This is a genomic window from Salinibaculum salinum (assembly GCF_037645885.1).
Lineage (GTDB): Archaea > Halobacteriota > Halobacteria > Halobacteriales > Haloarculaceae > Salinibaculum > Salinibaculum salinum.
The window spans coordinates 1-24613 of sequence record NZ_JBBENW010000015.1 but is presented as its reverse complement, the minus strand read 5'-3'; the positions used below and the strand labels follow the sequence as shown (position 1 = coordinate 24613).

General features: G+C 63.1%; 23 protein-coding genes and 2 tRNA genes. 14 read left to right on the top strand and 11 right to left on the bottom strand.

The features are described from left to right. Positions 1-87 precede the first annotated feature (87 nt). The 3 genes from WDJ60_RS13040 (at position 88) to WDJ60_RS13030 (ending at position 2542) form a co-directional block, all read left to right on the top strand. Entirely contained in the window at positions 88-435 is a 348-nt protein-coding gene (locus WDJ60_RS13040) for a DUF5802 family protein (RefSeq protein WP_340100952.1), read from the top strand. Positions 436-494: 59 nt separating this feature from the next. Continuing rightward, complete coding sequence (locus tag WDJ60_RS13035) at positions 495-1388, top strand: Vms1/Ankzf1 family peptidyl-tRNA hydrolase (protein WP_340100951.1); 894 nt, start codon at positions 495-497, stop codon at positions 1386-1388. 146 nt (positions 1389-1534) lie between these two features. Then, positions 1535-2542 (top strand): N-acetyltransferase DgcN family protein, encoded by a 1008-nt coding sequence (locus WDJ60_RS13030; RefSeq protein WP_340100950.1) that lies wholly within the window; start codon positions 1535-1537, stop codon positions 2540-2542. Positions 2543-2760: 218 nt separating this feature from the next. On the opposite strand, the gene WDJ60_RS13025 is transcribed toward WDJ60_RS13030, so the two are convergent. Further along, a tRNA-Arg gene (locus WDJ60_RS13025) sits at positions 2761-2833 on the bottom strand. Positions 2834-2941: 108 nt separating this feature from the next. Between WDJ60_RS13025 and WDJ60_RS13020 the strand changes: the two genes are divergently transcribed. From WDJ60_RS13020 to WDJ60_RS13000, 5 genes are all read left to right on the top strand, one after another. Further along, positions 2942-3562, top strand: coding sequence for a DUF7504 family protein (locus WDJ60_RS13020; protein WP_340100949.1), 621 nt, complete (start codon positions 2942-2944; stop codon positions 3560-3562). A gap of 61 nt (positions 3563-3623) precedes the next feature. Next, a complete protein-coding gene (locus WDJ60_RS13015; protein ID WP_340100948.1) occupies positions 3624-4868 on the top strand; it encodes a hypothetical protein in 1245 nt (414 codons plus the stop codon). Between the two features lie 176 nt (positions 4869-5044). After that, on the top strand, positions 5045-6499 hold the full coding sequence (locus WDJ60_RS13010) for a single-stranded DNA binding protein (RefSeq protein WP_340100947.1): 1455 nt from the start codon (positions 5045-5047) through the stop codon (positions 6497-6499). Between the two features lie 107 nt (positions 6500-6606). Next, entirely contained in the window at positions 6607-7047 is a 441-nt protein-coding gene (locus WDJ60_RS13005) for a histone (protein WP_340100946.1), read from the top strand. Then, a complete protein-coding gene (locus WDJ60_RS13000) occupies positions 7044-8051 on the top strand; it encodes a histone deacetylase family protein (protein WP_340100945.1) in 1008 nt (335 codons plus the stop codon). The genes WDJ60_RS13005 and WDJ60_RS13000 overlap by 4 nt, the downstream gene beginning before the upstream one ends. Positions 8052-8064: 13 nt before the next feature. Here WDJ60_RS13000 and cca read toward each other — a convergent pair whose 3' ends face one another. Beyond that, positions 8065-9441 (bottom strand): CCA tRNA nucleotidyltransferase, encoded by a 1377-nt coding sequence (cca, locus tag WDJ60_RS12995; RefSeq protein WP_340100943.1) that lies wholly within the window; start codon positions 9439-9441, stop codon positions 8065-8067. 93 nt (positions 9442-9534) lie between these two features. On the opposite strand from cca, the gene WDJ60_RS12990 reads away from it, so the two are divergent. From WDJ60_RS12990 to WDJ60_RS12970, 5 genes are all read left to right on the top strand, one after another. Further along, a tRNA-Asn gene (locus tag WDJ60_RS12990) sits at positions 9535-9637 on the top strand. A gap of 576 nt (positions 9638-10213) precedes the next feature. Then, on the top strand, positions 10214-11521 hold the full coding sequence (locus tag WDJ60_RS12985; RefSeq protein WP_340100942.1) for an O-acetylhomoserine aminocarboxypropyltransferase/cysteine synthase family protein: 1308 nt from the start codon (positions 10214-10216) through the stop codon (positions 11519-11521). Then, positions 11518-12729 (top strand): homoserine O-acetyltransferase MetX, encoded by a 1212-nt coding sequence (gene metX / locus WDJ60_RS12980; RefSeq protein WP_340100941.1) that lies wholly within the window; start codon positions 11518-11520, stop codon positions 12727-12729. Before WDJ60_RS12985 ends, metX begins: the two co-directional genes overlap by 4 nt. 63 nt (positions 12730-12792) lie before the next feature. Next, positions 12793-13083: a DUF7130 family rubredoxin-like protein gene (locus tag WDJ60_RS12975; protein WP_340100940.1), complete on the top strand. Its 291-nt coding sequence runs from the start codon at positions 12793-12795 to the stop codon at positions 13081-13083. 10 nt (positions 13084-13093) lie between these two features. Continuing rightward, positions 13094-13981 (top strand): ketopantoate reductase family protein, encoded by an 888-nt coding sequence (locus WDJ60_RS12970; RefSeq protein WP_340100939.1) that lies wholly within the window; start codon positions 13094-13096, stop codon positions 13979-13981. Here WDJ60_RS12970 and WDJ60_RS12965 read toward each other — a convergent pair whose 3' ends face one another. The 9 genes from WDJ60_RS12965 to WDJ60_RS12925 form a co-directional block, all read right to left on the bottom strand. Beyond that, complete coding sequence (locus WDJ60_RS12965) at positions 13982-14476, bottom strand: pyridoxamine 5'-phosphate oxidase family protein (RefSeq protein WP_340100938.1); 495 nt, start codon at positions 14474-14476, stop codon at positions 13982-13984. 52 nt (positions 14477-14528) lie between these two features. Beyond that, a complete protein-coding gene (locus WDJ60_RS12960; RefSeq protein WP_340100937.1) occupies positions 14529-15551 on the bottom strand; it encodes a lysylphosphatidylglycerol synthase transmembrane domain-containing protein in 1023 nt (340 codons plus the stop codon). Positions 15552-15553: 2 nt separating this feature from the next. Further along, a complete protein-coding gene (locus tag WDJ60_RS12955) occupies positions 15554-17029 on the bottom strand; it encodes a sulfatase (protein WP_340100936.1) in 1476 nt (491 codons plus the stop codon). A 102-nt stretch (positions 17030-17131) separates the two neighbouring features. Beyond that, positions 17132-17497, bottom strand: a complete 366-nt coding sequence (locus WDJ60_RS12950; RefSeq protein ID WP_340100935.1) for a NifU family protein — start codon at positions 17495-17497, stop codon at positions 17132-17134. A 62-nt stretch (positions 17498-17559) separates the two neighbouring features. After that, entirely contained in the window at positions 17560-17886 is a 327-nt protein-coding gene (locus WDJ60_RS12945; protein WP_340101095.1) for a DUF5783 family protein, read from the bottom strand. A 57-nt stretch (positions 17887-17943) separates the two neighbouring features. Continuing rightward, positions 17944-20463, bottom strand: coding sequence for a heavy metal translocating P-type ATPase (locus tag WDJ60_RS12940; RefSeq protein WP_340100933.1), 2520 nt, complete (start codon positions 20461-20463; stop codon positions 17944-17946). A 172-nt stretch (positions 20464-20635) separates the two neighbouring features. Next, positions 20636-21229 (bottom strand): carboxymuconolactone decarboxylase family protein, encoded by a 594-nt coding sequence (locus WDJ60_RS12935; protein ID WP_340100932.1) that lies wholly within the window; start codon positions 21227-21229, stop codon positions 20636-20638. A 341-nt stretch (positions 21230-21570) separates the two neighbouring features. Continuing rightward, positions 21571-21804 (bottom strand): hypothetical protein, encoded by a 234-nt coding sequence (locus WDJ60_RS12930; protein WP_340100931.1) that lies wholly within the window; start codon positions 21802-21804, stop codon positions 21571-21573. A gap of 529 nt (positions 21805-22333) precedes the next feature. After that, positions 22334-24106 carry a transposase gene (locus tag WDJ60_RS12925; RefSeq protein WP_340100929.1) on the bottom strand — a complete coding sequence of 591 codons (1773 nt, stop codon included), beginning with the start codon at positions 24104-24106 and terminating at the stop codon, positions 22334-22336. 62 nt (positions 24107-24168) lie between these two features. Between WDJ60_RS12925 and WDJ60_RS12920 the strand changes: the two genes are divergently transcribed. Beyond that, positions 24169-24459, top strand: a complete 291-nt coding sequence (locus WDJ60_RS12920; protein WP_340100927.1) for a DUF7964 domain-containing protein — start codon at positions 24169-24171, stop codon at positions 24457-24459. Positions 24460-24613: the final 154 nt, after the last annotated feature.

Below are 24613 nucleotides of genomic sequence, written 5' to 3'. Positions count from 1 at the left end.
GGCAGACACTGCACTCGAATTGCTCGACGTAATAAGTCTGCCGGGCAGGACTTATCTGTTATCGTGGGTAACGTTGACACGCACCGCATGTTCGAACAGTTCTCCCGCGGCTACTACCTCGGTCGGCTGTACGTCGAGCCGTCACCAGACGAGACGGCGAAGATGTGCAGCGCACAGCACGAACGCGTCAACAGACAGCTCTACACGGACGGCGAGGGCGTCGAGCGGACAGACCACCCGCTCGTCATGAAGGTGGGCCAGACCCATCTCGCGGTCCACGGCGACGAGCAGGTGCCCGCCGACACGCTCGCTGTCCCCGAAGAGATCCTCACGGAGGCGGTTCGGAATCCGCCGACACTCACGGAGGTGCTGTTAGCGAAGGCCGACCGGGCCGCACAACTGCTCGAATTTGCCGACGGCCAGACGGGGGTCTGACGCGCCGCTCGCGGCCGTCGGCGGCTGGATTTAAGGCCGTCCCGCTCGCCCGTCCGGGTATGCTCGACGACCTCCTCGGTCGCACCGAACTGAAAGCGCGTATCGAGGAGCTAGAGGAGGAAAACCACCACCTCCAGCAGCAACTCGACGCCGAACAGGAGCGGCGCGCCGACGCCGTTACCGAGCGCCAGCGCGCAGAGGAGCGGGTCAACCGCCTCGAAGACCGCGTGACAGAACTCGAAGACCGCGTCGAACGACTCCAGTCCGGTGAGGCAGATATCCCGTTCCGGAGCGAGCGCCGCTTCCGCGGCGAGCGTCTCGACGAACTCCTTTCACGACTGGAGGCGGTCGAAACGGAACCCGAAGGCGTGCTTACCGCCTACGTCACGGACGGTCACGACCTGCCCGATGCCGTCCGGGAGGCGTTCGGCGACCGCGCACCGCTCGTCTCGCGTGCCGCGCCCTGTCTCGCCGTCACCGACGATTTCGGGCTCTTCGGTGCCTGCCTCTCGGTGCCCCGCGCTCCCGACCCATTCATCCAGTGGGGCGGGGACGTTCGGCTGGACCGCACGTGGCTTCAGCCAACCGGCGAGTACACGCTCGCGCTCGTGCGTTCGGACCTCTTCGCGATGGGCGTCTACGACGGCCGCGAACGCACTGCCTTCCACGGATTCGACAGCGACCTCAAGAGCCAACACTCGAAAGGCGGGTTCTCCCAGTCCCGGTTCGAGCGCCTGCGCGACGAGCAGATTGCCAACCACCTCGACCGGTGTCAGGCAGCACTGGAGGAACGGCCCACCGGGCGACTCGTCGTCGTCGGCGAGCGAACAGTGCTAGATGCGTTCGAGGAGGCGGCCGACGTGACTGCCGCGGTGAGTGCGAGCGGCGACCCGGAGGACGCGCTCGATGCGGCGTTCGACTCGTTCTGGACTGTCCGGTTCCAGTCGGTGTGAGCGACCGCGAAAGCCCAGCCTACTCTCGCCCGCTGGGGGCGGCCGTGTCCTGCTGTCTGTCGGTTGGTCCCGCTTGCGTCATCGGCAGGCACGGCCTGCATCTGGACGAACGGTACTCTTAACCACGCTCACGGTGGATTGCCGGTATGCGGGTCGCTATTCTCGCCCACGAGCAGTTCCCCGACCGCGCGAAGACTGCCACCGGTATCCTCCGCTACGGCGACCACGACGTCGTCGCAGTCCTCGACCGCACGCACGCTGGCGAGCACGTGCGTGACCACTTCGACGACGTCCAGGACGCGCCCATCGTCGAATCGATGGCCGACGCCCCCGACTGTGACGCGCTCGTCATCGGGATCGCTCCTATCGGCGGTGACTTCGACGACTCCTGGCGGCCCGACGTGCGGACCGCGCTCCAGCGTGGCTGTGACCTCGTTGCCGGCCTCCACTACTTTCTGGCCGACGACGAGGAGTTCGCCAGCCTCGCGGACGAACACGGCTGCTCGATTCGGGACGTGCGCCGCCCGCCCGAGGACCTCACTGTCGCAGAGGGCACCGCCGGGGACGTCGACGCGACGGTGGTACTGACTGCCGGGACAGACTGCTCGACCGGCAAGATGACTGCCTCCTATGAACTCCGGGACGCCGCCCGCGAACGCGGACTCGACGCCGCCGTCGTACCGACCGGCCAGACCGGTATCATGATCTCCGACTGGGGAATCGCCATTGACCGCGTGGTCGCTGATTTCGCCGCCGGCGCAGTCGAACGCCTCGTCCAGCAGGAAGGCGACCGCGACGTACTCTTCGTCGAGGGACAGGGGGCACTCGCTCACCCCGCCTACTCGGGAGTCACCCTCTCGATTCTCCACGGTGCACAGCCGGATTCGCTCGTCATGACCCACATTGCTGGCCGCGAGGTCGTTCGCGAGTACGAGGACTACCCACTCCTGCCGGTTGACAAATACGCCGCCCTCTACGAAGACGTCGCCCAGCCAGTCCGTGAGACGAGCGTCGACGCCGGGATGCTCAACACACAGGAATTGTCCGATGACGCCGCACACGAGGCTATCGACGCCTACGGCGAGACGCTCGGTGTCCCCGCGACGGACCCTGTCCGGTTCGACGTTGACGAGGTACTTGACGCGGTGTTGTAACGCAGTCGCTCGGTGGTTTGCGTCGGCAGAAACGTCCGGACAGCGTCCAGCACGAGTGTAACGAGTGCTGGGCTTGTCGGACGTGAACGAAGAGAACGTCCGGACAGCGATTTGAACTCACTCACTTCGCTTCGCTCGTTCGCTGCTCAAATCGCCGTTGTCGTTCTCCTGCAGCAATGACCGCTCGCTACGCTCGCGGTAATTTGCTGCAGAGAGAACGTCCGGACAGCGATTTGAACGCTGGTCCCTGGCTCCGCAAGCCAAGAGGATAGTCCACTACCCTACCCGGACTCACTAACGGGTAACGGGGTACTGACTAAAGGGGTTACGATTCGCGTACCCAGGGAGTGAGATAGTGGCAATCAGCATTCTTATAGGGGCGCATACCCAGGTGCAACTATGGCAGAGCGGGCCGAGTCGGGGGATACGGGCGGACCTGACCTCTCAGAGTTGGATGGGGCTGCTAACACGCTCCTCTTAGCGCCATCGCTCGGTAGCCGCGGTCGAAACGCTGGCATGGAACTGCTCGCTCGAACGCCGCCCGAGCAGACGAACGTCCTGGCAGTTACGTACACCGAGTCCCCCTCGGAGTTCGTCGACCGCTGGAACGAACGGGTCGGGACCGACCCCTCCCGCGGCGGCATCGTCGCAGTCGGACAGTCGGAATCGCGTATCGACAACTCGTCGTGGGCCGTCCGGAACGTCGAGAACCCCTCCGATCTGACCGGTGTGGGTATCGAACTCAGCGAACTCCTCTCGGGGATGGCCAACGCGTCCGGCGACGACGAACACATCGCCGTTTCCTTCCACTCGATCACGTCCCTGCTCCAGTACGCCGACGTACAGCGAGCGTTCCGGTTTCTCCACGTCGTCACGGGACGCGTCAAAACCGTCGGCGGTGTCGGTCACTACCACATCGACCCCGAGGCTCACGACAGAAAGACGCTCGCGACGCTCAAGGGCCTGTTCAACGCTGTCGCCGAAATCGACGAGGACGGCAACTGGGATATCCAGCGGTAGGACTCAAACGCTCGTTTGACTCTCCGCTGCTGATTTTTAAATAGGGGTGCATCTCTCGGATATGGACCGCCGAAAGTTCCTCCGCCGGTCGAGCGCACTCGGTGCGATTACGCTCGCGGGCTGTATGGCAGACGCAAACGACAACGCGAACACGGGAAACGGCACGCCGACGCCGGACGAATCGGAATCGGACGACATTTCGATTGTCGACTCCTCGGTCGAACGGACAGACAGCGGCTGTTCGTCCGGCGAGGACCCGACTGCGACCGTCTCGATAGACCCCGAATCGAACGCCGTCACCTTCTCCGGTCACGTCGTGACGGGAACACCGTGCCACGACATCGCAATCTCTCGGGTCAAATATAATCACGACGACGGCCGGCTCACTGTCGACCTCGGCACGGAGCGAGCAGACAAAACGTGTGTCGACTGCGTCGGGCGCATCGATTTCGACGGGGCTGTCGACCTCGATGGGGGTGTCCCGTCGCGCGTCGTCGTTTCCCACGACGACTCGGTGCTGGCCGACACCGGGGACGAAGACGGCATGACGGGTCCCAGCATCGTCGACTCCACGATTGAGCTAGTCGACAGCGGCTGTTCGTCCGGTGAGGACCAGACCGCCAGCGTCTCGATGGACGAGGCCGAGACGACGGTCTCGTTTTCCGGTCTCGTGACGACGAGTGACCCCTGTCACGAACCCACGCTCGAACGGACCGAGTACGACTCTGCGACGGACCGGCTCGCTATCGTGGTCGGCACCGAGTCGACTGCCGATGCGTGTGACGACTGCATCGGCAGCATCGAGTTCGCAGGCACCGTCGAATTCGAGGGCGGACTGCCCAGTGAGGCCTACGTCGGACACGGCGACACCATCCTGTCCGGCGGTGACGACGGCGGTGAGTCGACACCAGACGACCGACCGGAACTTCAGGCCAGTTCTTTCTCCGTGACCAGGGCAGAATCCGGTGAACCGAGACAGACGGCCGACGCGTCGTTCGAGACGGACGCCGAGACCGTTACCGTGACTGGCACAATCGTCGGCAACGACGGCTGTACGACGGCCGAACTGGGAACAGTCGAGTACGACGCCGAAAACAGCCAGCTGGCTGTCGACGTGGTGACGATCGAACGCGGCGATACAGGTGACAACGCCTGCACCCAGCAGATGATCGGTATCGACTACGAGGCGACGTTCTCCTTCGACGGCGGCATCCCATCACGTGTCGCGGTCAGCCACGACGGCGACGGCATCATGGCCGCTGGTCACGGAAGTTCCTCCGCGTCTGCTCCCGAATCAGATACCTGAGCGGACCACCGCTGTGACTGTCCCGACTTTTTTGTAGGGTGGCGCAACCATTCTCTCGTGATGAGAGTTCGCCGATGTCACCGCGACCGGAAACGCCACGAAACCGCGAGACTGCGCGGTGTCGTTGACGCAACGACAACGCTTAAACAGCCGCCAGCCCTGCGTGTGAGACAGTAATGGGAGCGATTGAGGACATCTACGCGGACCTCGATACCGACGTCGACGAGTCGGAGTTTCGGGAGGCCGTCGAGCAGAAAGTCGAGCAGATGGACGGGCTCGCCGACGAGGAGACGGCGGCGATGCTTATCGCGCACGAACTCGAGGACCACGAAGTGGGTACCATCTCCGACATCGAGCCCGGGATGGACGAGGTGAAGTTCCTCGCCAAGGTCGTCTCCGTTGGGGAACTTCGCACGTTCGAGCGCGACGGCGAAGACGAGGACGGCCGCGTCATCAACGTCGAGGCCGCCGACGAAACCGGAACTGTCCGATTAGCGTTCTGGGACCAGCAGGCGGCGTCTATCGCCGACGGACAACTGGATTCGGGAGAAGTCCTCCGCGTGAAGGGACGGCCGAAAGAGGGGTACAACGGTCTCGAAGTGAGTGTCGACAAGGCCGAACCCGACGCCGATGCCGATATCGATGTCGACCTCGATGGGCCCGCGACGGTTGACTCGCTATCGATGGGACAGTCGGACGTGAATCTCCGCGGCCTCGTGCTCGACACCGACGACGTGCGGACGTTCGACCGCGACGACGGCAGCGAGGGGCGCGTCTCGAATCTCACGCTCGGCGACGAGACGGGGCGGATTCGGGTGACGCTGTGGGACGAGATGGCTGACCGGGCGACCGAACTCGATTCAGGAACTGCCGTGGAAGTCGTCGATGGCTACGTCCGCGAGCGCGAGGGGAGTCTCGAACTCCACGTCGGTGACCGTGGCGCAGTCGAGGTAGTCGAGGACGACGTCGACTACGACCCCGACGCGACGGCAATCGACGACGTCGAAATCGGCGAGACGGTCGACATCGCGGGCGTGGTGCGCTCTGCAGACCCGAAGCGGACGTTCGACCGTGACGACGGGTCGGAGGGACAGGTGCGGAACATCCGCGTGCAGGACGACACCGGAGACATCCGCGTCGCGCTGTGGGGACCGAAGGCCGACAAGGAAATTGCGCCGGGTGACGAGGTGCTGGCCGCCGACGTAGAAATCGACGATGGCTGGCAGGACGATCTCGAAGCGTCTGCGGGCTGGCAGTCGTCGGTGGTCGTGCTGGACGACGCAGCGACAAGCGTTGGTGCCGGCGCGGGCGATAGCAGCGCGACGAGCGGTGACAGCGAGAGCGCGGGGCTGGACGCGTTCGCGGACGACTCAGCGAGCGGTGCTGCCGAGAGCGCGACCGCGAGTGACGGCGGTGCGGTTCAGACGGCGGCTGCGAACACCGACGAACCGCACGAAGGCGACCAGATAGAGTTCACCGGGACCGTGGTCCAGACGGGCGACCCGGTCGTTCTGGACGACGGGACGGAGACGATGGCCGTCGACACCGGTTCGCACGTCCAGTTGGGCGAGGAAGTGACCGTTCGTGGACAGATGGACGGTGACCGCCTGGACGCTGAGGAATTGTTCTGAGGGGAATCAGGCCGTCCCACCGCGGTAAGACGGCGTTACCCGGCCAGCAATGGGGGTCGCTGAACGCTTCGGAAACCCTTAAGGCGGTTTCCGCCCCGTTTTGGCGTATGAGCGTCGAGTTACCGTTCGCCCCGGTGGACGAAATCATCCGGCGCAACGCCGGTGACCTCCGGGTGAGCGCGGAGGCTGCCGAGGAACTGGCCCGTCGGATTCAACACCGAGGGGCGTCAATCGCAACGGGGGCCGCCGAGCAGGCGACGGCAGACGGACGAAAGACGTTGATGGCTGCCGATTTCGGCGTCAACGGGACGCCGGACAAGGACGCGCTCGAACTCCCGATCGCGCCGGTCGACCGCATCGCTCGGCTGGATATCGACGACACCTACCGGGTGGCGATGGACGCCCGCGTCGCACTGGCAACCATCCTCGAAGCGTACGCCGACTCCGTCGCGGCCGCGGCGGCAACGCTCGCGCGCCATGCCGAGAGGCGAACAATCAAAGCCGAGGATGTCGAAATGTATTACGAACTCGAGCAGTACTTCGAATGAAATTCGGCTACCGCGAGACATGCCTCGAACACAAGACTGGCCCGCGCCACCCGGAGAGTCCCGACCGTCTTCGAGCGATTCGGCGCGCCCTCGCCGACCGACACGGTGTCGAATACATCACTGCTGACTTGGCGGACAGGGAACGCATCCTCGCAGTCCACGACGGCGACTACGTCGAGGAGTTCGAGGAGTTCTGCGCTGACGGTGGCGGCGACTGGGACGCGGACACTGTCGCTATCGAGGCAACGTGGGACGCAGCGCTGGCCAGTGCTGGCCTCGCGGAGTGGGCTGCCGAGGCGGCACTCGACGGGACGGACGGCCGACAGACCCCGTTCTCGCTGGGCCGACCGCCCGGTCACCACGCCGTCGTCGACGACGCGATGGGATTTTGCTTTTTCAACAACGCCGCTGTCGCTGCCCAGTCGGTCATCGATCAGGGTAAGGCGGACAACGTCGCTATCTTCGACTGGGACGTCCATCACGGCAACGGGACACAGGACATCTTCTACGAGGACGGCGACGTGTACTACGCCTCTTTCCACGAGGACGGTCTGTACCCCGGCACCGGTCACATCGCGGAGACCGGCAGCGGCGATGGCGAGGGAGCGACGCTGAACGTTCCGCTTCCATCCGGTGCGGGCGATGCGGGGTATCTGGCTGCACTGACGGAACTCCTCCAACCCGAACTGGTCGACTTCGACCCCGACCTGCTTCTGGTGAGTGCGGGCTTCGACGCACACAAACACGACCCGATTTCACGGATGCGCGTCTCGACGGAAGGGTACGGCCTCCTCACTCAGCAGGTCCGCGAGATTGCCGATGAGACCGACGCCGCGCTCGGATTCGTGCTCGAAGGTGGCTACGGTCTCGACACGCTTTCGGAGAGCATCCGAATGGTTCACGAGGTGTTCGACGGCTACCAGCCCCCGACCGACGACGGCGATATCCGGGACGCTGCCCGCGAGACGATTGACGACGTGAAAGCCGAGCTCGGTCGGGACTAGCTGGAATCGAGGATCAGGGTCGCGGGTCGAAGTACGTTCTGAGCTGTGTTCCGAACTCGTCTGCCAGTGACGCGATTTCGTCACCGGCCAGCAGGTCGTAACCGCTCGTCAGCGCTGACTCGACGTGCGCGCCGAGTGCAGTCTCGAAGAGTGCGTCGCTGGCGAGTAGTTCGGTTGCGCTCGTAAATTCTCGTTCGCGCTCGACGACGTAGCGGTCGCCGTCGATGTACGGGCCGTACGGTGGCCCGCCTGTCGGGGCTGTGCGCTCGCCGTCGTACTTCTCGAAGAAGCCGGTCGCGTGCTCGCGCACGCGGACCGGCGGCCCGTCGTGACGTTCGACCGCCGGGCGCTCGGCGACGGCGAGTTCGAACAGAAGCACTGCCGTCTCGCTGGTTGCGAACGCGTCCGACCGGAACACGTCGAATCCTCGTCGGTCGAGTTCGCTGGCGATACCCGTTCGGGACTTCTCGAGTTGCGGCCAGAGCTGGTCGTCGACGAGGTCCGGCGTGTCGAAGCGGACGGCGACCGGTGTCGTGCCGCGGTCGGTAACGGCTGTCCGGACCGCATCGGCATCCAGTGGTTCCGATTCCATCCGTTCGAACAGCTCTTCGCGGGGGGTCGCGAGCAGTTCGCGGGCGTAGTGCTGGAGTCGGGCGACGTTTTCCGCTGCGAGCACAGCCGCGACGTTGCGCTCGGGGTCGGTCGGGTCGATGACTACCAGCGGGTCGGTGAAAGACTCTTTTCCGTGGTTTTCCGGGTCGAACTCGACGGGTGGGTGCCAGTCCGCTGCCGCCTCGATGAGCTCGCGGAAGCCTCCGTATTCGAGGACGAGCAGTTCGGTCAGAAATCCCGAGAATCCCCGCGTTCGGAGGTCGCTCCCGTAGACGCCAATGCCCTTGAAGAACTGCTTGCAGACGCGCACGTCGTCGGCGAGGTCGGCAGTCAGGTGCTCGTCGAGATAGCGCGTGTGGAAGGGCGTGCGGTCGACGGCCGACTGGATTTGCGTCGCGTCGTCGACGGCGTAGCAGGGGACGCAGTCGACTTCGTAGCCGTCGTACTCGCCGACGACGTAGGGGTGTTCGGCGTACTCCTCGTGGCCGTCGGGGAGGACGGCGTGGCCGACTTCGAGGCCGTACTCCTCTAACTGCTCGCGGTCGAGATCTGGCGGAAAGGAGACGAAGAGGTCGATGTCGCGGTCGCCGGCAATCCACGTTTTTCGGGCTGTCGAGCCGACTTGCACGATGTCGGCGTCGACAGGGAGGTCCGCGACGGCGGCTGCGGCGCGCTCGGTGAGTTCCGCGGCGACGGCCTGCAACTGCTCGCGCTCGTCGGGTGTGGGCGTGACGCGCTCGCGGACGCGCTCGACCACGGCATCGAACTCGTCTGTCATGTGCCCGTGTTGCCGGCAAGTGCGTGAAAGCGTGTCGATGCGGGACGGAAAGCGAAACGCCTATTTGATTAATCGCATTACTCGGAGTTGCGTGCCGCCGTAGCTCAGTTGGTAGAGCACCACGCTGTTACGGTGCGTAGTACGTCTGCGTGCCGCAGATACGTGGTTGTCCCAGGTTCGAGCCCTGGCGGTGGCGTCTATACTTTTCAGCGAGGCGTTTCATCGCTGAGCGACCGCTCTATCGGTTTGACGCGACGATTCAGGACTCGAGCACAGAAGTCGCAGCGGACGAACGAAGTGAGTCCGACCGTCTTGCATCGGTTCGAGCCCTGTCGGTGTAATCACCGCTGTTCTTTCCGACGTTGTGTGCACCCAGAAAGCCCCCAGTCGCTGGAGTCGGTGCGGTCGCTGCGGTCCTCACTCTGTTGCGGTCCTTGCGTCCCGCGCCTTCCCCCAGCGACTGGCCCCTTTCAATCCCGAAAAACGCACTTTGCGCGTTTTTCGACCTTCGCAAACGCGAAGCGTTTGCTCAGTCCCACCCAACCGCAACCACACACCTCCCCAACCGACTCACTCTCTCACTTCGTTCGGTCGTTCGTCCCTCGCACGCTTGCTGTCGATGCGCCCTCGCTCTGCTCGGGACGCACGACAGCGCGCGCCTGACTGCACTATCGGCTCCCACTCTCGCTTAATCTTGCTTGTTATTCCCAATCACTGAGATTTTTGCCGTAACTGTTGGTTATAGATAGCTAGAGATATATGAGTGTGAAACATGAATGAAGAGCAGACGGACTCTCTGGGATTCGGGACACGCTGTGTCCACGCCGGGCAGGAGCAGCCAGACCCGGCGACAGGGGCGCGCGCCCCGCCAATCTATCAGACGTCATCGTACGTGTTCGACGACGCGGGGACGGCGGCGGACCGCTACGCACTCGACGACGACGGGAACGTCTACTCCCGTTTCGACAACCCCACCGTCTCGATGCTCGAACGCCGTCTCGCCAGTCTGGAAAATGGTACTGCGGCAGTCGCGACGGGTTCTGGGATGGCCGCACTCGACGCCGCCACCTCTATTCTCGCCAGCAACGGTGACAACATCGTCTCGGCGGCGTCCATCTACGGCGGCACCCACTCGTATTTCTCCAATATGGCGACCCGACGCGGCGTCGAACCGCGCTACGTCGACACGCTCGACCCCGACGCCTACGCCGAGGCAATCGACGACAACACCGCCTACGTCCACATCGAGTCAATCGCCAATCCCTCGCTGGTCGTCCCCGACTTCGAGGCCGTCGCCGAGGTGGCCCACGACCACGGTGTCCCCCTCTTCGTCGACAACACCTTCGGGACGCCGGCGCTTTGCAATCCGCTCGACCACGGTGCCGACATCATCTGGGAGTCGACGACCAAGTGGATTCACGGCTCGGGCACCACCGTCGGCGGCGTCCTCGTCGACGGCGGTTCGTTCCCGTGGGACGAGTATCCCGAGAAGTTCCCCGAAATCGGTACCGAGAGTGTTGCCTTTGATGGAACGAACTTCGCAGCAGACTTCGGTGACCAGGCGTTCGCCGTCGCCGCGCGCCAGCGCGCCATCCGCAGTCTCGGCGACGGGCAGAAGCCCTTCGACGCGTGGGTGACGATGCAGGGCGCCGAAACTCTCGCGCTGCGGATGGAGCGCCACTGCGAGAACGCGATGACCGTTGCCGAGTTCCTCCGCGACCACGACGACGTGGCGTGGGTCAACTATCCGGGGCTCGACGACCACGAGGGCCACGACATCGCCAGCACGTACCTCGATGGGGGATACGGCGGGATCGTCACTTTCGGTCTCGCCGGAGGGTATGAGGCGAGCAAGCGCGTCTGCGAGGAGACTGACCTCGCGCAGTTCCTCGCCAACATCGGCGACGCGAAGACGCTCATCATCCACCCCGCGAGCACCACTCACGCTCAGCTCTCCGAGGAAGAACAGCGCGCCTCCGGCGTGACGCCGAACCTGCTGCGTCTCTCGGTCGGCATCGAGGACCCAGACGACATCGTCGCCGACCTTGAGCAGGCAATCAACTCTGCGGAGGAAGCATGAATACGGACCACAACACCGTCTCGATTGGGGAGTTCACCTTCGAGTGTGGCGAGTCCATCCCGGAACTGGAAATCGCCTACGAGGCCTACGGCGAGTTCGAGGGCGATAACGCTGTCCTCGTTTGCCACGCGCTCACCGGGAGCGCTCACGTCGCCGGACCACGGGATGGAAACGGCACTGCCGGCCAGGCCCGCGCGTGGTGGGACGACATCGTCGGCCCGGGCAAGGCCATTGATACCAACGAGTACTACGTCGTCTGTGCGAACGTCCCCGGGTCGTGTTACGGGACGACCGGGCCGGCCAGCGAGCATCCCGAGACGGGCGAACCCTACGGAACGGATTTCCCGGCGGTGACGGTCACTGACTGGACCGAGGCCCAGCGTCGCCTGCTGGACGAACTCGGCATCCCACACCTCCACGCGGTCGTCGGCGGCAGCGTCGGCGGCATGAACGTCCTGGAGTGGGCCAAACAACACCCCGACCACGTCGAGCAGATTATTCCAATCGCTGCTGCCGCGCGACTCGATCCGCAGTGTCTCGCGCTCGACGCCATCGCGCGCCGCGCTATCACCACCGACCCCGACTGGAACGGCGGCGACTACTACGGGACTGACAGCGAACCGACCGACGGGCTGGCGCTCGCCCGCCAGATCGGTCACGTGATGTACCTATCGAAAGCTTCGATGGACCAAAAGTTCGGCCGCCGCGCCGCGGGTCGGGACGCCGTTCGCTCTTTCCCCGCCGACCGTGCCGCGAGTTTCTTCCCCTACCGGGACGTGGAGTCGTATCTCGACTACCAGGCCGAGCAGTTCGTCAAGCGATTCGACGCCAACTCGTATCTGTATCTGACCCGGGCGATGGACAACTACGACCTCTCGGCCGGATTCGAATCCGACACCAACGCCCTGGCCGCCTTCGACGGCGAAGCGCTCGTCATGTCCTTCACCGCCGACTGGCACTTCACCACGACGCAGGCCGAAGCGCTGGCCGACGCGATGCGGGAGGCAGCGGTCGACGTGGCCCACCACGTCGTCGACTCGGACCACGGCCACGATGCCTTCCTCGTCGAACCCGAGAACGTCGGTCCGCCGCTCTCGGACTTCCTCGCGGAGGGACTCGGCGGTAGCGCAATCTCCGACACTGTCGACGAGGAGACTGACACCGGCAGCGACTTCGCACCGGTCCACACCAGTCTCTTTTCAGATTGATGGGTTCATGTGTCGTGGTAGCACATACCTTTTATGCTACTGGGAACCCTCGCTTCGACTGCAATGAGCGACTCAGACCAGACGCGAGTCACCTTCGGAACGACCGTCTACCACGAGGACGGCTCGGAACTCGGCCGCGTGCGCGCCTTCGACGAGCACGGGTTTTACATCACACTCGACGAGGGAATCGAGGCGCTCTCTGGCGAACACATCACGGCTGGAAATCCCGGTGAAGCCGAACTGATGTGGCGCTGCTGGGAGTGTGGCGAGATGGGTGAAATCGAGGATATCCCCGATGAGTGTCCCTCCTGCGGTGCGCCGAAAGAAGACATCTATTACTGGCAGGAAGACTGACGACTGCTCGATGGATATCCTCGTCGTCGGTGCAGGTAGTCTCGGCAGCCTCGTCGGCGGGTTGCTCGCCCGCGCCCACGACGTGACACTCGTCGGGCGGGATCCCCACGTAAGCGCGGTCCGCGAGTCCGGACTCCGGATTTCGGGTGCAGTCGAAACGACGGTCTGGCCCGGCGCGATGACGACTCCTCCCGCCAGCGCCGACCTCGCCGTTGTGACAGTCAAAGCTGGTGACACCGCGAGCGCAGCCGACACACTCGCCGATACCGCTCTCGACGCCGCCCTTTCGCTGCAGAACGGGATGGGTAACGAAACAGTTCTCGCCGAGAGACTCTCCTGTCCGGTTCTCGCAGGCACCTGTACGTACGGCGCACGCCTGACAGGCCCCGGCCACGTCGAGTGCACCGGCATCGGTGAGATCGTTCTCGGCGCGCGAGACGGTGGGTCCTCAAAGCTGGCTGACCGCGTCGGTGCGGCCTTTTCGGATGCCGACGTGCAGACGACTGTCGCGGCAGATATGCCCCGCCGCCTCTGGGAGAAGCTGGCGGTCAACGCGGGTATCAACGCCACGACCGCTCTCGCACGGGTCGAGAACGGCGCGCTCGTCGACGGTCCCGCGGGCGAAACGGCACGCGCCGCCGCCCGCGAAGTCGCTCGTGTTGCACGGAACGAGGGAGTCGCTCTCTCCGAATCTGTCGCTGCAGAGGCGGTCGCCGACGTGGCCGAGACGACGGCCGCGAACACGTCGTCGATGCACCAGGATGTCCTCGCGGGCGAACCGACCGAAATCGACGCTATCAACGGCTACGTGGTCGACCGCGCCGACTGTCAGGTCCCGGTCAACGAGACGCTCACCGATTTGATTCGCGCGTGGGAAGCAAGTGGGGGGTTGCGGTAGTCACGTCGTCTCCTCACCCACGTCGTGCGCTTCGAGACCGGGTGGGAGGCCAGCGTGGCGCAGGCCCGACCACTCCTCGATTTCGAACTGGTAGACGAGAATATCTTCGAGCTCGAACGCCCGCTCGAAGAGGTCCGGGTGCCAGGCGTTGTCGGCCATCGCCTCGTCGTGGTTGTCCCACTCTTCGCGCGGGACTTCGCTGACCGTTCCCTGGCAGACGACGCTGCGCCAGCTGAAGGGGGATTCGGCCGTATAGACGAGATAGCTTGCCTCGCCACCCTCGCTGGTCAGTTCGGCTTTTTGGCTGCTGTCGCTGGTGACGAACGTAAAGTAGAGGCGCTTCTTGCCGTCGTACCCGAAGGATAGCGGGAAGATGTAGGGCGCGCCGTCGGTCGGGAGTGCGAGGATGCCAACGCCCTGGCTCTTGAGAAAGTTCTCGATATTTTCCTCGGACATGTGCTCGATTCCCAACTTTTCGAGGCTCTCGACTGTCATGTCCGCTACGACGGCGAGGAGCAGTAAATGGGGCGGGCCGGAACGGTCCGGTCTAGTTCCGGAACACGACCCATATCGCTGCCACGCCGCCAGCCAGGAGCCCGAACACGTAGCTCTCGACACGATAGAGCAGCGCTGCCGCCAGCGCCGGAGCCTGTGCCAGTCCGCCGAGACCGACGAGCAAGACGAGCAGGGCCGTTTCGACGCCCCCGAGTCCGCCGGGCGAGGGGACGAGTCCCGCCAGCGTACTCGCCGGAACGATGAAAAAGACGAGCAAGAGCGGGAGTTCGGCGTCGATTGCCAGTCCTGCGAAGTACAGCGGGAGCGCGAAGAATATCCACCCGACGTAGGCGTAGACGAGCGCGTGAGCGAGCGCCCACGGATCGTCAGCGATGCGCTCGAAGGCGGTATTCAAATCCCGCATACGCTCGCGCAGACCCGCAAGCGAGACGAAGCGCACGCGGCGGGTGATGGGTGCGGTGAGCCGGAGCACAGTGTTACCGAGTCTGAATCGGAATCGCCAGGCGACGATAGCGAACACGGGCACGCCGACGGCCATCGCTCCCAGCCCGACCGCGAGCGGCCGGACCTGCGTCGGGAGTGACGCGCTGTAGAGCAGCGCCGCAAAGCCGATGCCCGCAAACGAAAAGAACGGGAAGAGGTTCAGCAGGTCCGCGGTGACGACGCTGGCGAGGCTATCCTCGTAGCTGGCCTCCGTATCGCGCGAGAGGACGTACGCGATGAACGGTTCACCGCCGGCCTGTCCGAGCGGCGTGACGTAGTTGGCGAACGTCGCAGCGTAAAAGGTCACCACGAGCTTTCGAAAGCCAACGTCGAAGCCCACTACTCCGAGAACGATCTGCCAGACGCGCGCCCACGCAACGAGACAGAGTGCCGTCGAGAGACACCCGGCAGCCACCCAGCGGAGTTCTGCTCGCGCGAGGACTCCCCTGAGACGGTCGAGTCCGACGCCGACCGCGAGCAAGTAGATGAGTGCCAGCGCGATGAGGAAACCGGCAGCCGCCTGCACCGCTCGCTTTCGAGTGAACAGGTCACCGAAGCCCTCCTGGCTCACGGTTACTCGACGTAGCCCAGGTCGCGCAGTCGGTCTTTGGCCTCATCGCCCATGTCTGCCAGCGGGTCGGACTCGCCGACCTCGTCCCACTCGCCGCCGACCCGCTCTTCGAAGGCCGACAGCGCCGCCTCTGTAGCCGCTATCGCCTCGTCGTCGTCGTCGACAACGTCGTCGGCTTCACCGGGGTCGCTATCGAGCCTGTAGGCTTCGTCGGCGATGCGCTCGTTGCGGATGTACTTCGCGTCGGGACGACGTGCTGCGCGCATCCGCGAGTAAAATCTGGAGTCGGCGTCGAGCGTGATGCCGGCCTCGCTGGCTTTCGACTCGAGCTGGTTGAGTTCGACCACCGGTCGGTGGTACTCGACGAAGGCGTGGTCACCGAGGTCGATGTCGCGATAGGCGTCGGCCAGCAGCGACCGGTTGGGGTCGAGTGGCTGGCCCTGCCCCTCGACGCCAGTCGCATCGAGAAGGGTGTGATAGAGGTCGAGCAGTTCGACACAGTCCTCGTCGCGGCCCGGCGCTATCTCGGGATGTTTGACCAGCAGCGGGACGTTCACGAGTGGGTCGTAGATGTTGAACTCGTGGCCGTAGAGGTCGTGTTCCCCGTGGAGTTCGCCGTGGTCAGCACAGACGACGACCATCGTCTCTTCCCACAATTCCTCCGCTTTGAGCCAGTCGAACAGCCGGCCCAGTTGGTCGTCCATGTGCCGAATTTCGGCGTCGTACAGCCCCTGGATGTCCTCCCACTCTTCGTCGTCGATGTCGCGTGCGCCGCAGTTGTACGCCTTCGAGTTCTGGCACACCTCGGTCGAGTCGACGCCCGGCGCGAACTGCTCGACGTACTCCTCGGGTGGATGGTACGGCAGGTGGGCGTCCATGAGGTTGAGAAACGAAAAGAAGGGGCCGTCGGCGTCGTCGATGAACGACTGTGTCTGGTCGATGACGGCGGGTGTCTTCGAGTCCTCGCCGCCGCCGGCCGCGAGGCGTTCGTGCACCGAGTTGCCCAGTTCCACGAGGCGGTCAGCCAGCGACCGGAGGCGGTCGTTGTCGTTCATCGTCTTCCAGATGCGCGCCAGCGGTCTGGACAGCGTGTCGCCGGGCATCACCTTGAAGAAGTTGTCCTGGTCGTCGAAGCCGTCAGTCAGGTGCGTGTAGGGCGTAATCCAGGCGTTCGAGGAGTAACAGGAGGTTGCGTAGCCTGCCGCCGACAGCGATTCGGCCAGCGTCGTCGAATCTTCCAGGTAGGGCGTCTCCTGGGTCGCGTTGTGTTCGCTCGGATAGAGGCCGGTAAAGAGCGAGGCGTGGACAGGAAGGGTCCACGGCGCGGGCGCGACTGCGTGCTCGTAGACGCGGGCCTCCTCTGCAAAGGTTTCGAGAGTCGGCGTCGTCGGCCGGTCGTAGCCGTAGACGGAGAGTCGGTCTTTCCGGACCGTGTCGAGGACCACGAAGAGGACGTTCGGTCCGTTGCTCGTCGCCATACTACGCTGACGGCCAGCCACGGGGTTAAATATCCTGCTTTTGTCCCACAGCGTGCTCTCAGGACGGACAAAAGACGAGAGAACTCGCGAGCGTGAGCGCTGTTAGAAGGGCGCTTCTGGGCCTTCGTCGTCGTCACTTCCGCCGGATTCGCCGGGGAAGGAGGGACTCATGCCGGCGTCGCCGCTGGCCATTCCCTCGTTGCCGCCCATACCCGTGTCGGCGTGGACAGTGTCGATTTCGGGAATTTCTTTGGTCATGCGGGTCTTGATGGCCTGGATGGTCATCGGGGAGATGCCACAGCCGGAACAGGCACCGCCCAGCTGGATGGTGACCGACCCTTCTTCGCGGTCGAGGTTCTGGATTGCTGCGCTGCCGCCGTGCATCTGAATCTGCGGGAAGTTCCGGCGCAGGAAGTTCGTGATTCGCTCGCGGAGTTCGTCGTCGGAGCTCTCGGTTTCCGTGCTCATGGTAGCTACGTATACACTGCCGGCGTGCTTAGTCCTTTGGTCTCACACCATCGGGTCGCCGTTCAGAGTTCGTCGGCGAAACCGAAGACGGCCTGCAACTCTGCCTCCAGTTCGTCGAGATACCGGTCCAGTACCGTCTCGGCCTTCTCTTCGTCGACGATGACGCCGCCGAGTTTCTCGACGGGATTCTCGGGAAGTTCGACGCGAAACGCGCCGTCTCCTTCGTAGAAGGGTTCGCTTTCGGCCAGAATCGCCTGGTCGATGGCGTGGACCAGCTCCGAATCGTAGGTGTTGTTCATCGTCTCGAAGGCCTGTTTGTAGGCGCGCTGGAGTTCCGGGAAGTAGTGCTCGTACTTGTCCTCGAACTTTTCGGGGTCGAAGTCGGCCATTGTCGGGACGACGACGCGCACACAAAAGTTCCTGCCGGAATCGGTGTCTCGGTGTGGCTACGTGGACTCGGCCGAGTCCGGTCTGATCCGGGAGAGTCGCATCGCGTTGCCGGTGACGGCGGTGGTCATCCCGGCGTCGCCCGCGAGGACGGCCAGCCAGATGGGGACGTACCCGAACGGAACTGCGAGCGCCAGACCGGCCTTGACCGCGAGGCTGGCGACGATGTTCTGTCGGATGACGCCGTTAGCGTCGTCTGCCAGCTCGTACAGGTAGGGCAACTTCGAGAGGTCGTCCGACAGCAGCGCGATGTCTGCGGTTTCGAGAGCGGTGTCGGTGCCGGCCGCACCCATCGCCACACCGACCGTTGCGGTCGCGAGTGCGGGCGCGTCGTTGATGCCGTCACCGACCATCGCCACTTCCCGGTCGCTTTCGACGAGTTCCTCGATAGCTGCCACCTTCTCGTCAGGGAGTAGTTCGGCGCGATACTCATCGACGCCGACTCGCTCGGCGATAGCGCTGGCCGTCCGCTCGTTGTCGCCAGTGAGCATCACCGTTCGCTCGACGCCGAGCGCTTTCAGCCGCTGGACGGCCCACGCCGCTTCCGGTCGGATCTCGTCGGCGACGGCGATAACGCCCTCCAACTCGTCTTCAGTGCCGACGAGGACGACGGTTTTCCCCTCTGCCTGCAGTCGTGGGACAGTCTCGTCGAGCAGATCAAGACAGTTGTGGCGGTCGCAAATCTGTCTGGCAGTCTCGGTGACGACCCCGCCGTCCGTGGTCGCGTGGACGTGCGAGAGGTCGAAGCCCAGTTCCTCGAACAGCCCCGGCTTGCCGGCGAAGTGAGGCGTCCCATCGAGATTGGCGCGAACGCCTTTCCCAGTGATACTCTCGAACGCCGCGATGTCCCGCTCGCCGACACCGGCAGCCCCTGCCTCCGCGACGATCGCTTCGCCGATGGGATGTTCGCTGCGCCGTTCGAGACCGCGGGCACACTGCAGTACGTCTTCTTCGGTGTTGCCGTGCAGCGGGACCACGTCGGTGACGGTGAGTTCGCCTTTCGTGAGCGTTCCCGTCTTGTCGAAGGCGACCACGTCGACGGCGCCCATCGCTTCGAGGTGGTTGCCGCCCTTGACGAGGACGCCGTTTTTGGCCGCGCTCGTGATGCCCGAGACGACAGAAACGGGCGTCGAGATGACGAATGCACACGGACAGGCGAGGACGAGCAGCGTCAACCCGTAGACGACAGCCGTCGGCCAGGCGACGCCGAAGACGGCGGGGGTGGCCAGCGTCGTGAGGACGGCGAAGGCGACGACGGCCGGCGTGTAGTAGGCCGCAAAGCGCTCGACGAACTGCTCGCGCTCGGTCTGGTTCGACTGGGCGTTCTCCACCATCTCGACGATGCGCGAGAGCGTGTTGTCGTCGGCCGTGGCCGTCACCTCGATTTCGAGATAGCCGCCCTCGTTGATGGTGCCGGCGTACACCTCTTCGCCCTCGGTCTTGTCGACGGGGACGCTCTCGCCGGTAATCGGTGCCTGGTTGACCGCGCTCTCGCCGTCGACGACAGTCCCGTCCATCGGAATCTTCTCGCCGGGCTTGACGACGACGACATCGCCGATAGCAACCTCGCCGACAGGAACCGTGACGGTCTCACTCCCGCGCCTGACCGTCGCTTCGTCGGGTGAGAGGTCCATCAGCTCTTCGAGCGAGTCGCGGGCGCGGTCCATCGAGTAGCGTTCCAGCAGCTCGGCGACGCTAAAGAGGAATGCGAGCGTCGCGGCCTCGAAGTAGAGGCGCTCGCCGAAGACGAGACTGGCAACTAGCGCGCCGAAGATGGCGACCGACATCAGGAAGTCGATGTCGAGGTTGGTGTTGCGCGCCGAATAGTAGCCGTTGCGGACGATTTCCTGGCCGCCCAGCGCGACGGCGACAAGGAAGGCCACGTCTGCAAGCAGCAGGTCGCTTCCGAGGACGGTCGCCACCGGAATTTCGCCGGCGATGGCAAATTCCAGACCCAATCCCAGCGCGACGAAGACGCCGCTGGCCCACGTTTTACGTGCGCGGCTACTCGTCCAGACGCTTTCCTCCTCTGGGGTGCTGGCTGCGTCCGTCTCCGTCGACTCGGTCACGTCGTAGCCTGCACCCTCGATTGCGGCGGCGATGTCTGTTCCGCTGGTCGTCTGTTCGTCGTAGGTGACCGACACTCGGCCGGTCGTCGGTTGGGTCTCGTATGCAGAAACACCGTCGACGCGTCCCAGCGCTGACTCGACTTTTCCTGCACAGGACGCACAGTCCATGTCGGGGACGGTGAACTGGGCTGTCTCCTGCTCGATGGTGTACCCTGCCGCTTCGACGCTCGCTGCAACCTCGGCGGCACTCGTTCGCGTCTCGTCGAACGCAACGGTTAGCCTCCCGGTCGTCACGTTCGGGTCGATGGCTTCGACGCCGTCGACGGACTCGACGCTCGCTTCGACTTTCCCCACGCAGGACGCACAGTCCATCTCGGGCACCGAGAACTGCGCGACAGCCTCTTCCTCCGCTGTTACCCGGTCCTCGTCGCTCCCGGCATCTCGTCCCATTAGCAGCGCTACGAACCCCACATTTATTAACTCAGCTGTTATAATGGGCTGTTTTGGTAGGTGAATTTAATAAAATAGCTCAGATAATTTAACAACTCGCTGTGCGAGACACTTCCGCTGTTGCAGTGGTGAACGATTTTGAACCGGTATTCCGGGGTTCTGTCACACTCAGCTATATCGGGCAGCGCTCGCGGAGACGGTCGATCCCGTGACTAAGACGGGACGATAGCCGCTGGGTGGCATTTCGTGTGGCCCGCACGCGCCGAGCGAGCGCGAACTGGACGCCGTCATACGTGTTCCCGAGCAGGTTCCCAAAGTAGATCGCACGGATGAACGCCTGAATGTCGGCGGCCGCCTCTTCTCCGTAGGTGCGTTGCAACTCTGTCATTGCTTCTCGACCGGGATTTTCGTTCGCCTCGGCGTATTGCTGGGCGAACAGCAGTGCAGGGAGTTCGTCGTCGTCGACAGCTGATTCGACGTCGTTCTCGAGGATACTGGTAATTGTCTCTCGGTCGACGCCTGTCTCCTGTGCGAGGTTGGTGTGATACCGGGTGCAGTACTGGCACTCGTTGACCGCCGTGACCGCCAGCATAATCTTCTCGGCCAACTGGTCGCTAACTCTGTCGGCGCGCCTGGCACGAATCAGTGGGGGTAAGTTCTGCACGAATCGGACAATTCCGACTGCCAATGACCGCGACGTAAATGTCTTTTTCCGGAACTCTCCACCATCGGCCTTTCCGGCTTCCATATCGTCTTTCCGTTCCATCTCTGTTTGTAAATTAATTGTGGTTGCTAGTTACAACCGCTCCAGTGTATTCTGTAGAATTGCTTATTATTGACAATATTGGGTTCATTTTCAGTCGCTCGCACTCCGCTACTACCCCGAATTGGTAGCACGCTGTTCAGTCTACGCCCATGGTCGTTGATTCGTCGAGATTCACATTCAATGTATACGACGACTGCACAGGGTTGACCAGATACGGGATGACAATTCCAATTTCGTATCGTCATATATAGTTTATCAGTTGCGCATGCGTCGGTACTGCCGCTCACGAGCCACACCGAGAGAGAACGAGTCGTTTGTCGAGTTGTTGTCCGTGGCGTTCGTCAGCGGGCGAGGTTTGTACTCTGTTTCTGTGGGAGGTAGATGAAGAGATACCCCAGAAAGCAGATGGCGAGCATGCCGGCGAAGACGAGATAGAAGATGAGATCGAGACCGAGGAGCACGTCGACGACAGTCTGTGCTCTGGCCGACGAAAACGAGGGGCCGATCAGGTGAAGATAGAGAATGGTCCCCAGAATCGCGAGCAAGATTCCATCGAAGACGTCTCGTGGTTGCATGCCGCTAGAATCACGTCGGTGGCGGGATTGTATTAGTCTTTCTTGCGGTGGGACATCTCTCCCTGCTCCAGATTGTTTGTTGACGCCAGCTTATAACTATAGTAACAACTGAAACAGTTTACACACCGACCGCACCGCAGTCGTGCGGTCGTATGTGCAATGGCTTTCAGTGGCTACTATAAACAGGCAGTTTTCAGAATGAGGCGGTATCGACCTCTCGCTCTCGGTGGCCCCTCTCCTCGACGAATTCGCTGTTTTCATTCGTTTCACGCTTCTTTACGGTTCTCTGGCTGCCTCCGATAATAAACCAATCAGCGCTATACGGAATCGTGGTGGTGGAGTTGCGAATACCATCAATGCTATGCACGGGTCGGCGGCTGAACGCGCCGTGACTGGCTGATCGAGACCCGAGTGACCTGCGCTCAGCGGCCACTCACCGGGGTGAGTGGCCAGTTGGTCTCGGTTCGAGCCGGAATTTCATCTGTCTGGACAGCGATGCCTCTCGGGAAGGGCGAGCACGGAACGGATTCTATATCAATGTGACCAGCCTCCGGCGAAGGAAGCCACGAAACCGCGGGGCGATCACCCGCGGTTTCGTGCGGAACTCGACGATACCGAGCGACCGCTGAACGAGGAGATCGACCAGCAGCCACATGTCGTACAGCAGCATCGCGAACCCGAAGTGGAACAACCGCACCGCGTACTCTCGGGAGGTAGTCCATGGGGCGAACTGCTTGATCCCACCGTAGGCGTTCTCTATTCCGCCACGGCGGGTGTAGCGTTTGATCCGGCGGCGTGTCGACCGTCGGTCCAGACGAATCTCGTCGTTCACGTCGAGATTCGTCAGGAACACCTGGGTCTGGTCACGATCCTCATCTGGTGGGAGGCCGACAAGCGTCGTTTCGGCTCGCTTTCTGACGCCACCGCTGTCTTTGACTGGTCCGTAAATCCCGTACTCGTCTTGGACTGTCACCTGCTTCTGACCGTCTACGTCCTCGTTCATGCGCGCGATGAACCGCTTGATGCGGTCATCGCGCGCCGCTGGGATCACGTAGAACAGACCCCGTTCTTCGAGTGCGGCAACAACGTCTGCGGCGTGAAACTCTCTATCGGCGAACACCCGACGGATACGCAGGGTCGTCCGCGCTTCGACGATATCGACGAGTCGGCGGACGACGCCGCCGACTCGGTAAGATTTCTCCTCGCCAGCGTACGCGTCTGGGTCGTGATCGTCGGCATCACCGATCGGTAGCATCGCCGCCGTGAACAGGATGTTGTCGCCGACGATGCTCGCTGTCGCGACCTTGTGACACCAGTCGTAGGACTTGTCTTCGGGCGCTCCCTGTACCCGCACGAGTTCCTCCCGCTCGCCGTAATAGGCGATATAGGTCATGTCAATCGCGACCATCGCCGGCTGTTCGAACTCGATGGTTGGCTTGGCCCGCGTCACGACGCGGGCCGCGCCCCGATTGACCATCTCCGTGATTGTCTCAATTTCCAGGTCCTTGATCGCCTCTAGGAGTGTTTCACCGGTCGGACCGTCCGCGAAAAACGGATCGTCGACATTCGGCTCGGGATTGACGTGATCGCCGTAGGTCTCGGCACCGCCGTTGGCGGCGGTGCCTGTGGCCCCAAGCAACGATTCCAACAGCAACAGTTCCTCATCGTCGTAGATTGCCTCGTCTGAGCGGTCAAAGTCGAACGCCGGGAACACGACCGTGGTGAGTTCGTCCAGCACTTCGCGGGTCTTGCCACGGATCAGCCGGTTGACCGTGCGCTTCGAGGAGCCAGTTGGCTCCGTCGAAGCGCTGTCCTGGTTGGGCGCTCCAATCGGACTGCCGCGACGAGCAGCAAGCGTCCGAATCTGGCGACAACTCACCTCGATGGTCCGTTCCAACTCCGCGAATCGGTTGTTTCGCGCTCGCGAGAGAGTACTTTGGTCTGGAACATCTTCTGGGTCAAACCCAAGTAATGCGGCCGTGTCTGGATCCGCTTCGAGCGTCCGATGCACGGCGGCATCGGACGCGTCGGTGAGTTCGGCCAATAATATTGCCCGAAGCATCGGTTCGAACGGTTTTGCATCGTGCCACTCTGGGTAGGGGTCGTCTCTTGCATACGTCGTGAGGTCGAGGTGGCCGACCACCTCGACCGCCGTCGTTGTCTCATCGAGAATTTCATCCGCTTGCTGTGTCAGTATCCCCCATCCACCGGACAGGGGATCAACATCTGCAAGTCTGTCATCCGTCTGTGGGTCGGCGCTGCCCTTGGCAGCCCCGACCCCAGTTGAGTCGTCGTGGACCATCTCTGTGGACAGATCGTCTCACAGAGCGGGAAGATTAAGCGAAGACGAGCAGAAGTACAGGTATGGAAGACGACCCCCCAGTCATGGAGTCACTCCCGAAGCAACCGCTCACGGAAGCCAACATCAAAGAAATCGGTGAGAGCGATGCAGTGGTCGGTGCAATGTCGTTCCCGGGTGAACAGGAAGTCCGTGGCTTCGTCCTCGTGTTCGATCATCGAACAGAAACCTGGCGCAAGCTGAATCAGTACGACAAGGACGAGATCTCTCTGCAAACAGCCATCCAATGGGCCGTCGACGACCGCACAGAGTGGTTTGCGGACACTGGCCGCCTTTCCGAGCTGTATGGTTCCTGATCAGATCTTCTTATTGTATCGCGAGTCGGGGTCGCTGACCCCGACGCGCTCACGTGGCTTTCGCGAGTGGTTCTCTGGGAACGGACTCGATCCAATCCCGTGCATAGATTCTGTCGTTCGCAACTCCAGGTGGTGTTGATTGAGGTACTTGGCT

Bases quoted from the DNA above. Each gene is read 5' to 3' on its own strand.
- WDJ60_RS13030 (WP_340100950.1), top strand. From the start codon at position 1,535: ATGCGGGTCGCTATTCTCGCCCACGAGCAGTTCCCCGACCGCGCGAAG.
- WDJ60_RS13000 (WP_340100945.1), top strand. From the start codon at position 7,044: ATGAAATTCGGCTACCGCGAGACATGCCTCGAACACAAGACTGGCCCG.
- WDJ60_RS12940 (WP_340100933.1), bottom strand. From the start codon at position 20,463: ATGGGACGAGATGCCGGGAGCGACGAGGACCGGGTAACAGCGGAGGAA.
- WDJ60_RS13035 (WP_340100951.1), top strand. From the start codon at position 495: ATGCTCGACGACCTCCTCGGTCGCACCGAACTGAAAGCGCGTATCGAG.
- WDJ60_RS13040 (WP_340100952.1), top strand. From the start codon at position 88: ATGTTCGAACAGTTCTCCCGCGGCTACTACCTCGGTCGGCTGTACGTC.
- WDJ60_RS12920 (WP_340100927.1), top strand. From the start codon at position 24,169: ATGGAAGACGACCCCCCAGTCATGGAGTCACTCCCGAAGCAACCGCTC.
- WDJ60_RS12965 (WP_340100938.1), bottom strand. From the start codon at position 14,476: ATGACAGTCGAGAGCCTCGAAAAGTTGGGAATCGAGCACATGTCCGAG.
- WDJ60_RS12985 (WP_340100942.1), top strand. From the start codon at position 10,214: ATGAATGAAGAGCAGACGGACTCTCTGGGATTCGGGACACGCTGTGTC.
- WDJ60_RS12950 (WP_340100935.1), bottom strand. From the start codon at position 17,497: ATGAGCACGGAAACCGAGAGCTCCGACGACGAACTCCGCGAGCGAATC.
- WDJ60_RS12925 (WP_340100929.1), bottom strand. From the start codon at position 24,106: ATGGTCCACGACGACTCAACTGGGGTCGGGGCTGCCAAGGGCAGCGCC.
- WDJ60_RS13010 (WP_340100947.1), top strand. From the start codon at position 5,045: ATGGGAGCGATTGAGGACATCTACGCGGACCTCGATACCGACGTCGAC.
- WDJ60_RS12955 (WP_340100936.1), bottom strand. From the start codon at position 17,029: ATGGCGACGAGCAACGGACCGAACGTCCTCTTCGTGGTCCTCGACACG.
- WDJ60_RS12930 (WP_340100931.1), bottom strand. From the start codon at position 21,804: ATGCAACCACGAGACGTCTTCGATGGAATCTTGCTCGCGATTCTGGGG.
- WDJ60_RS12970 (WP_340100939.1), top strand. From the start codon at position 13,094: ATGGATATCCTCGTCGTCGGTGCAGGTAGTCTCGGCAGCCTCGTCGGC.
- WDJ60_RS12935 (WP_340100932.1), bottom strand. From the start codon at position 21,229: ATGGAACGGAAAGACGATATGGAAGCCGGAAAGGCCGATGGTGGAGAG.
- WDJ60_RS12975 (WP_340100940.1), top strand. From the start codon at position 12,793: ATGAGCGACTCAGACCAGACGCGAGTCACCTTCGGAACGACCGTCTAC.
- WDJ60_RS12945 (WP_340101095.1), bottom strand. From the start codon at position 17,886: ATGGCCGACTTCGACCCCGAAAAGTTCGAGGACAAGTACGAGCACTAC.
- WDJ60_RS13020 (WP_340100949.1), top strand. From the start codon at position 2,942: ATGGCAGAGCGGGCCGAGTCGGGGGATACGGGCGGACCTGACCTCTCA.
- metX (WP_340100941.1), top strand. From the start codon at position 11,518: ATGAATACGGACCACAACACCGTCTCGATTGGGGAGTTCACCTTCGAG.
- cca (WP_340100943.1), bottom strand. From the start codon at position 9,441: ATGACAGACGAGTTCGATGCCGTGGTCGAGCGCGTCCGCGAGCGCGTC.
- WDJ60_RS13015 (WP_340100948.1), top strand. From the start codon at position 3,624: ATGGACCGCCGAAAGTTCCTCCGCCGGTCGAGCGCACTCGGTGCGATT.
- WDJ60_RS13005 (WP_340100946.1), top strand. From the start codon at position 6,607: ATGAGCGTCGAGTTACCGTTCGCCCCGGTGGACGAAATCATCCGGCGC.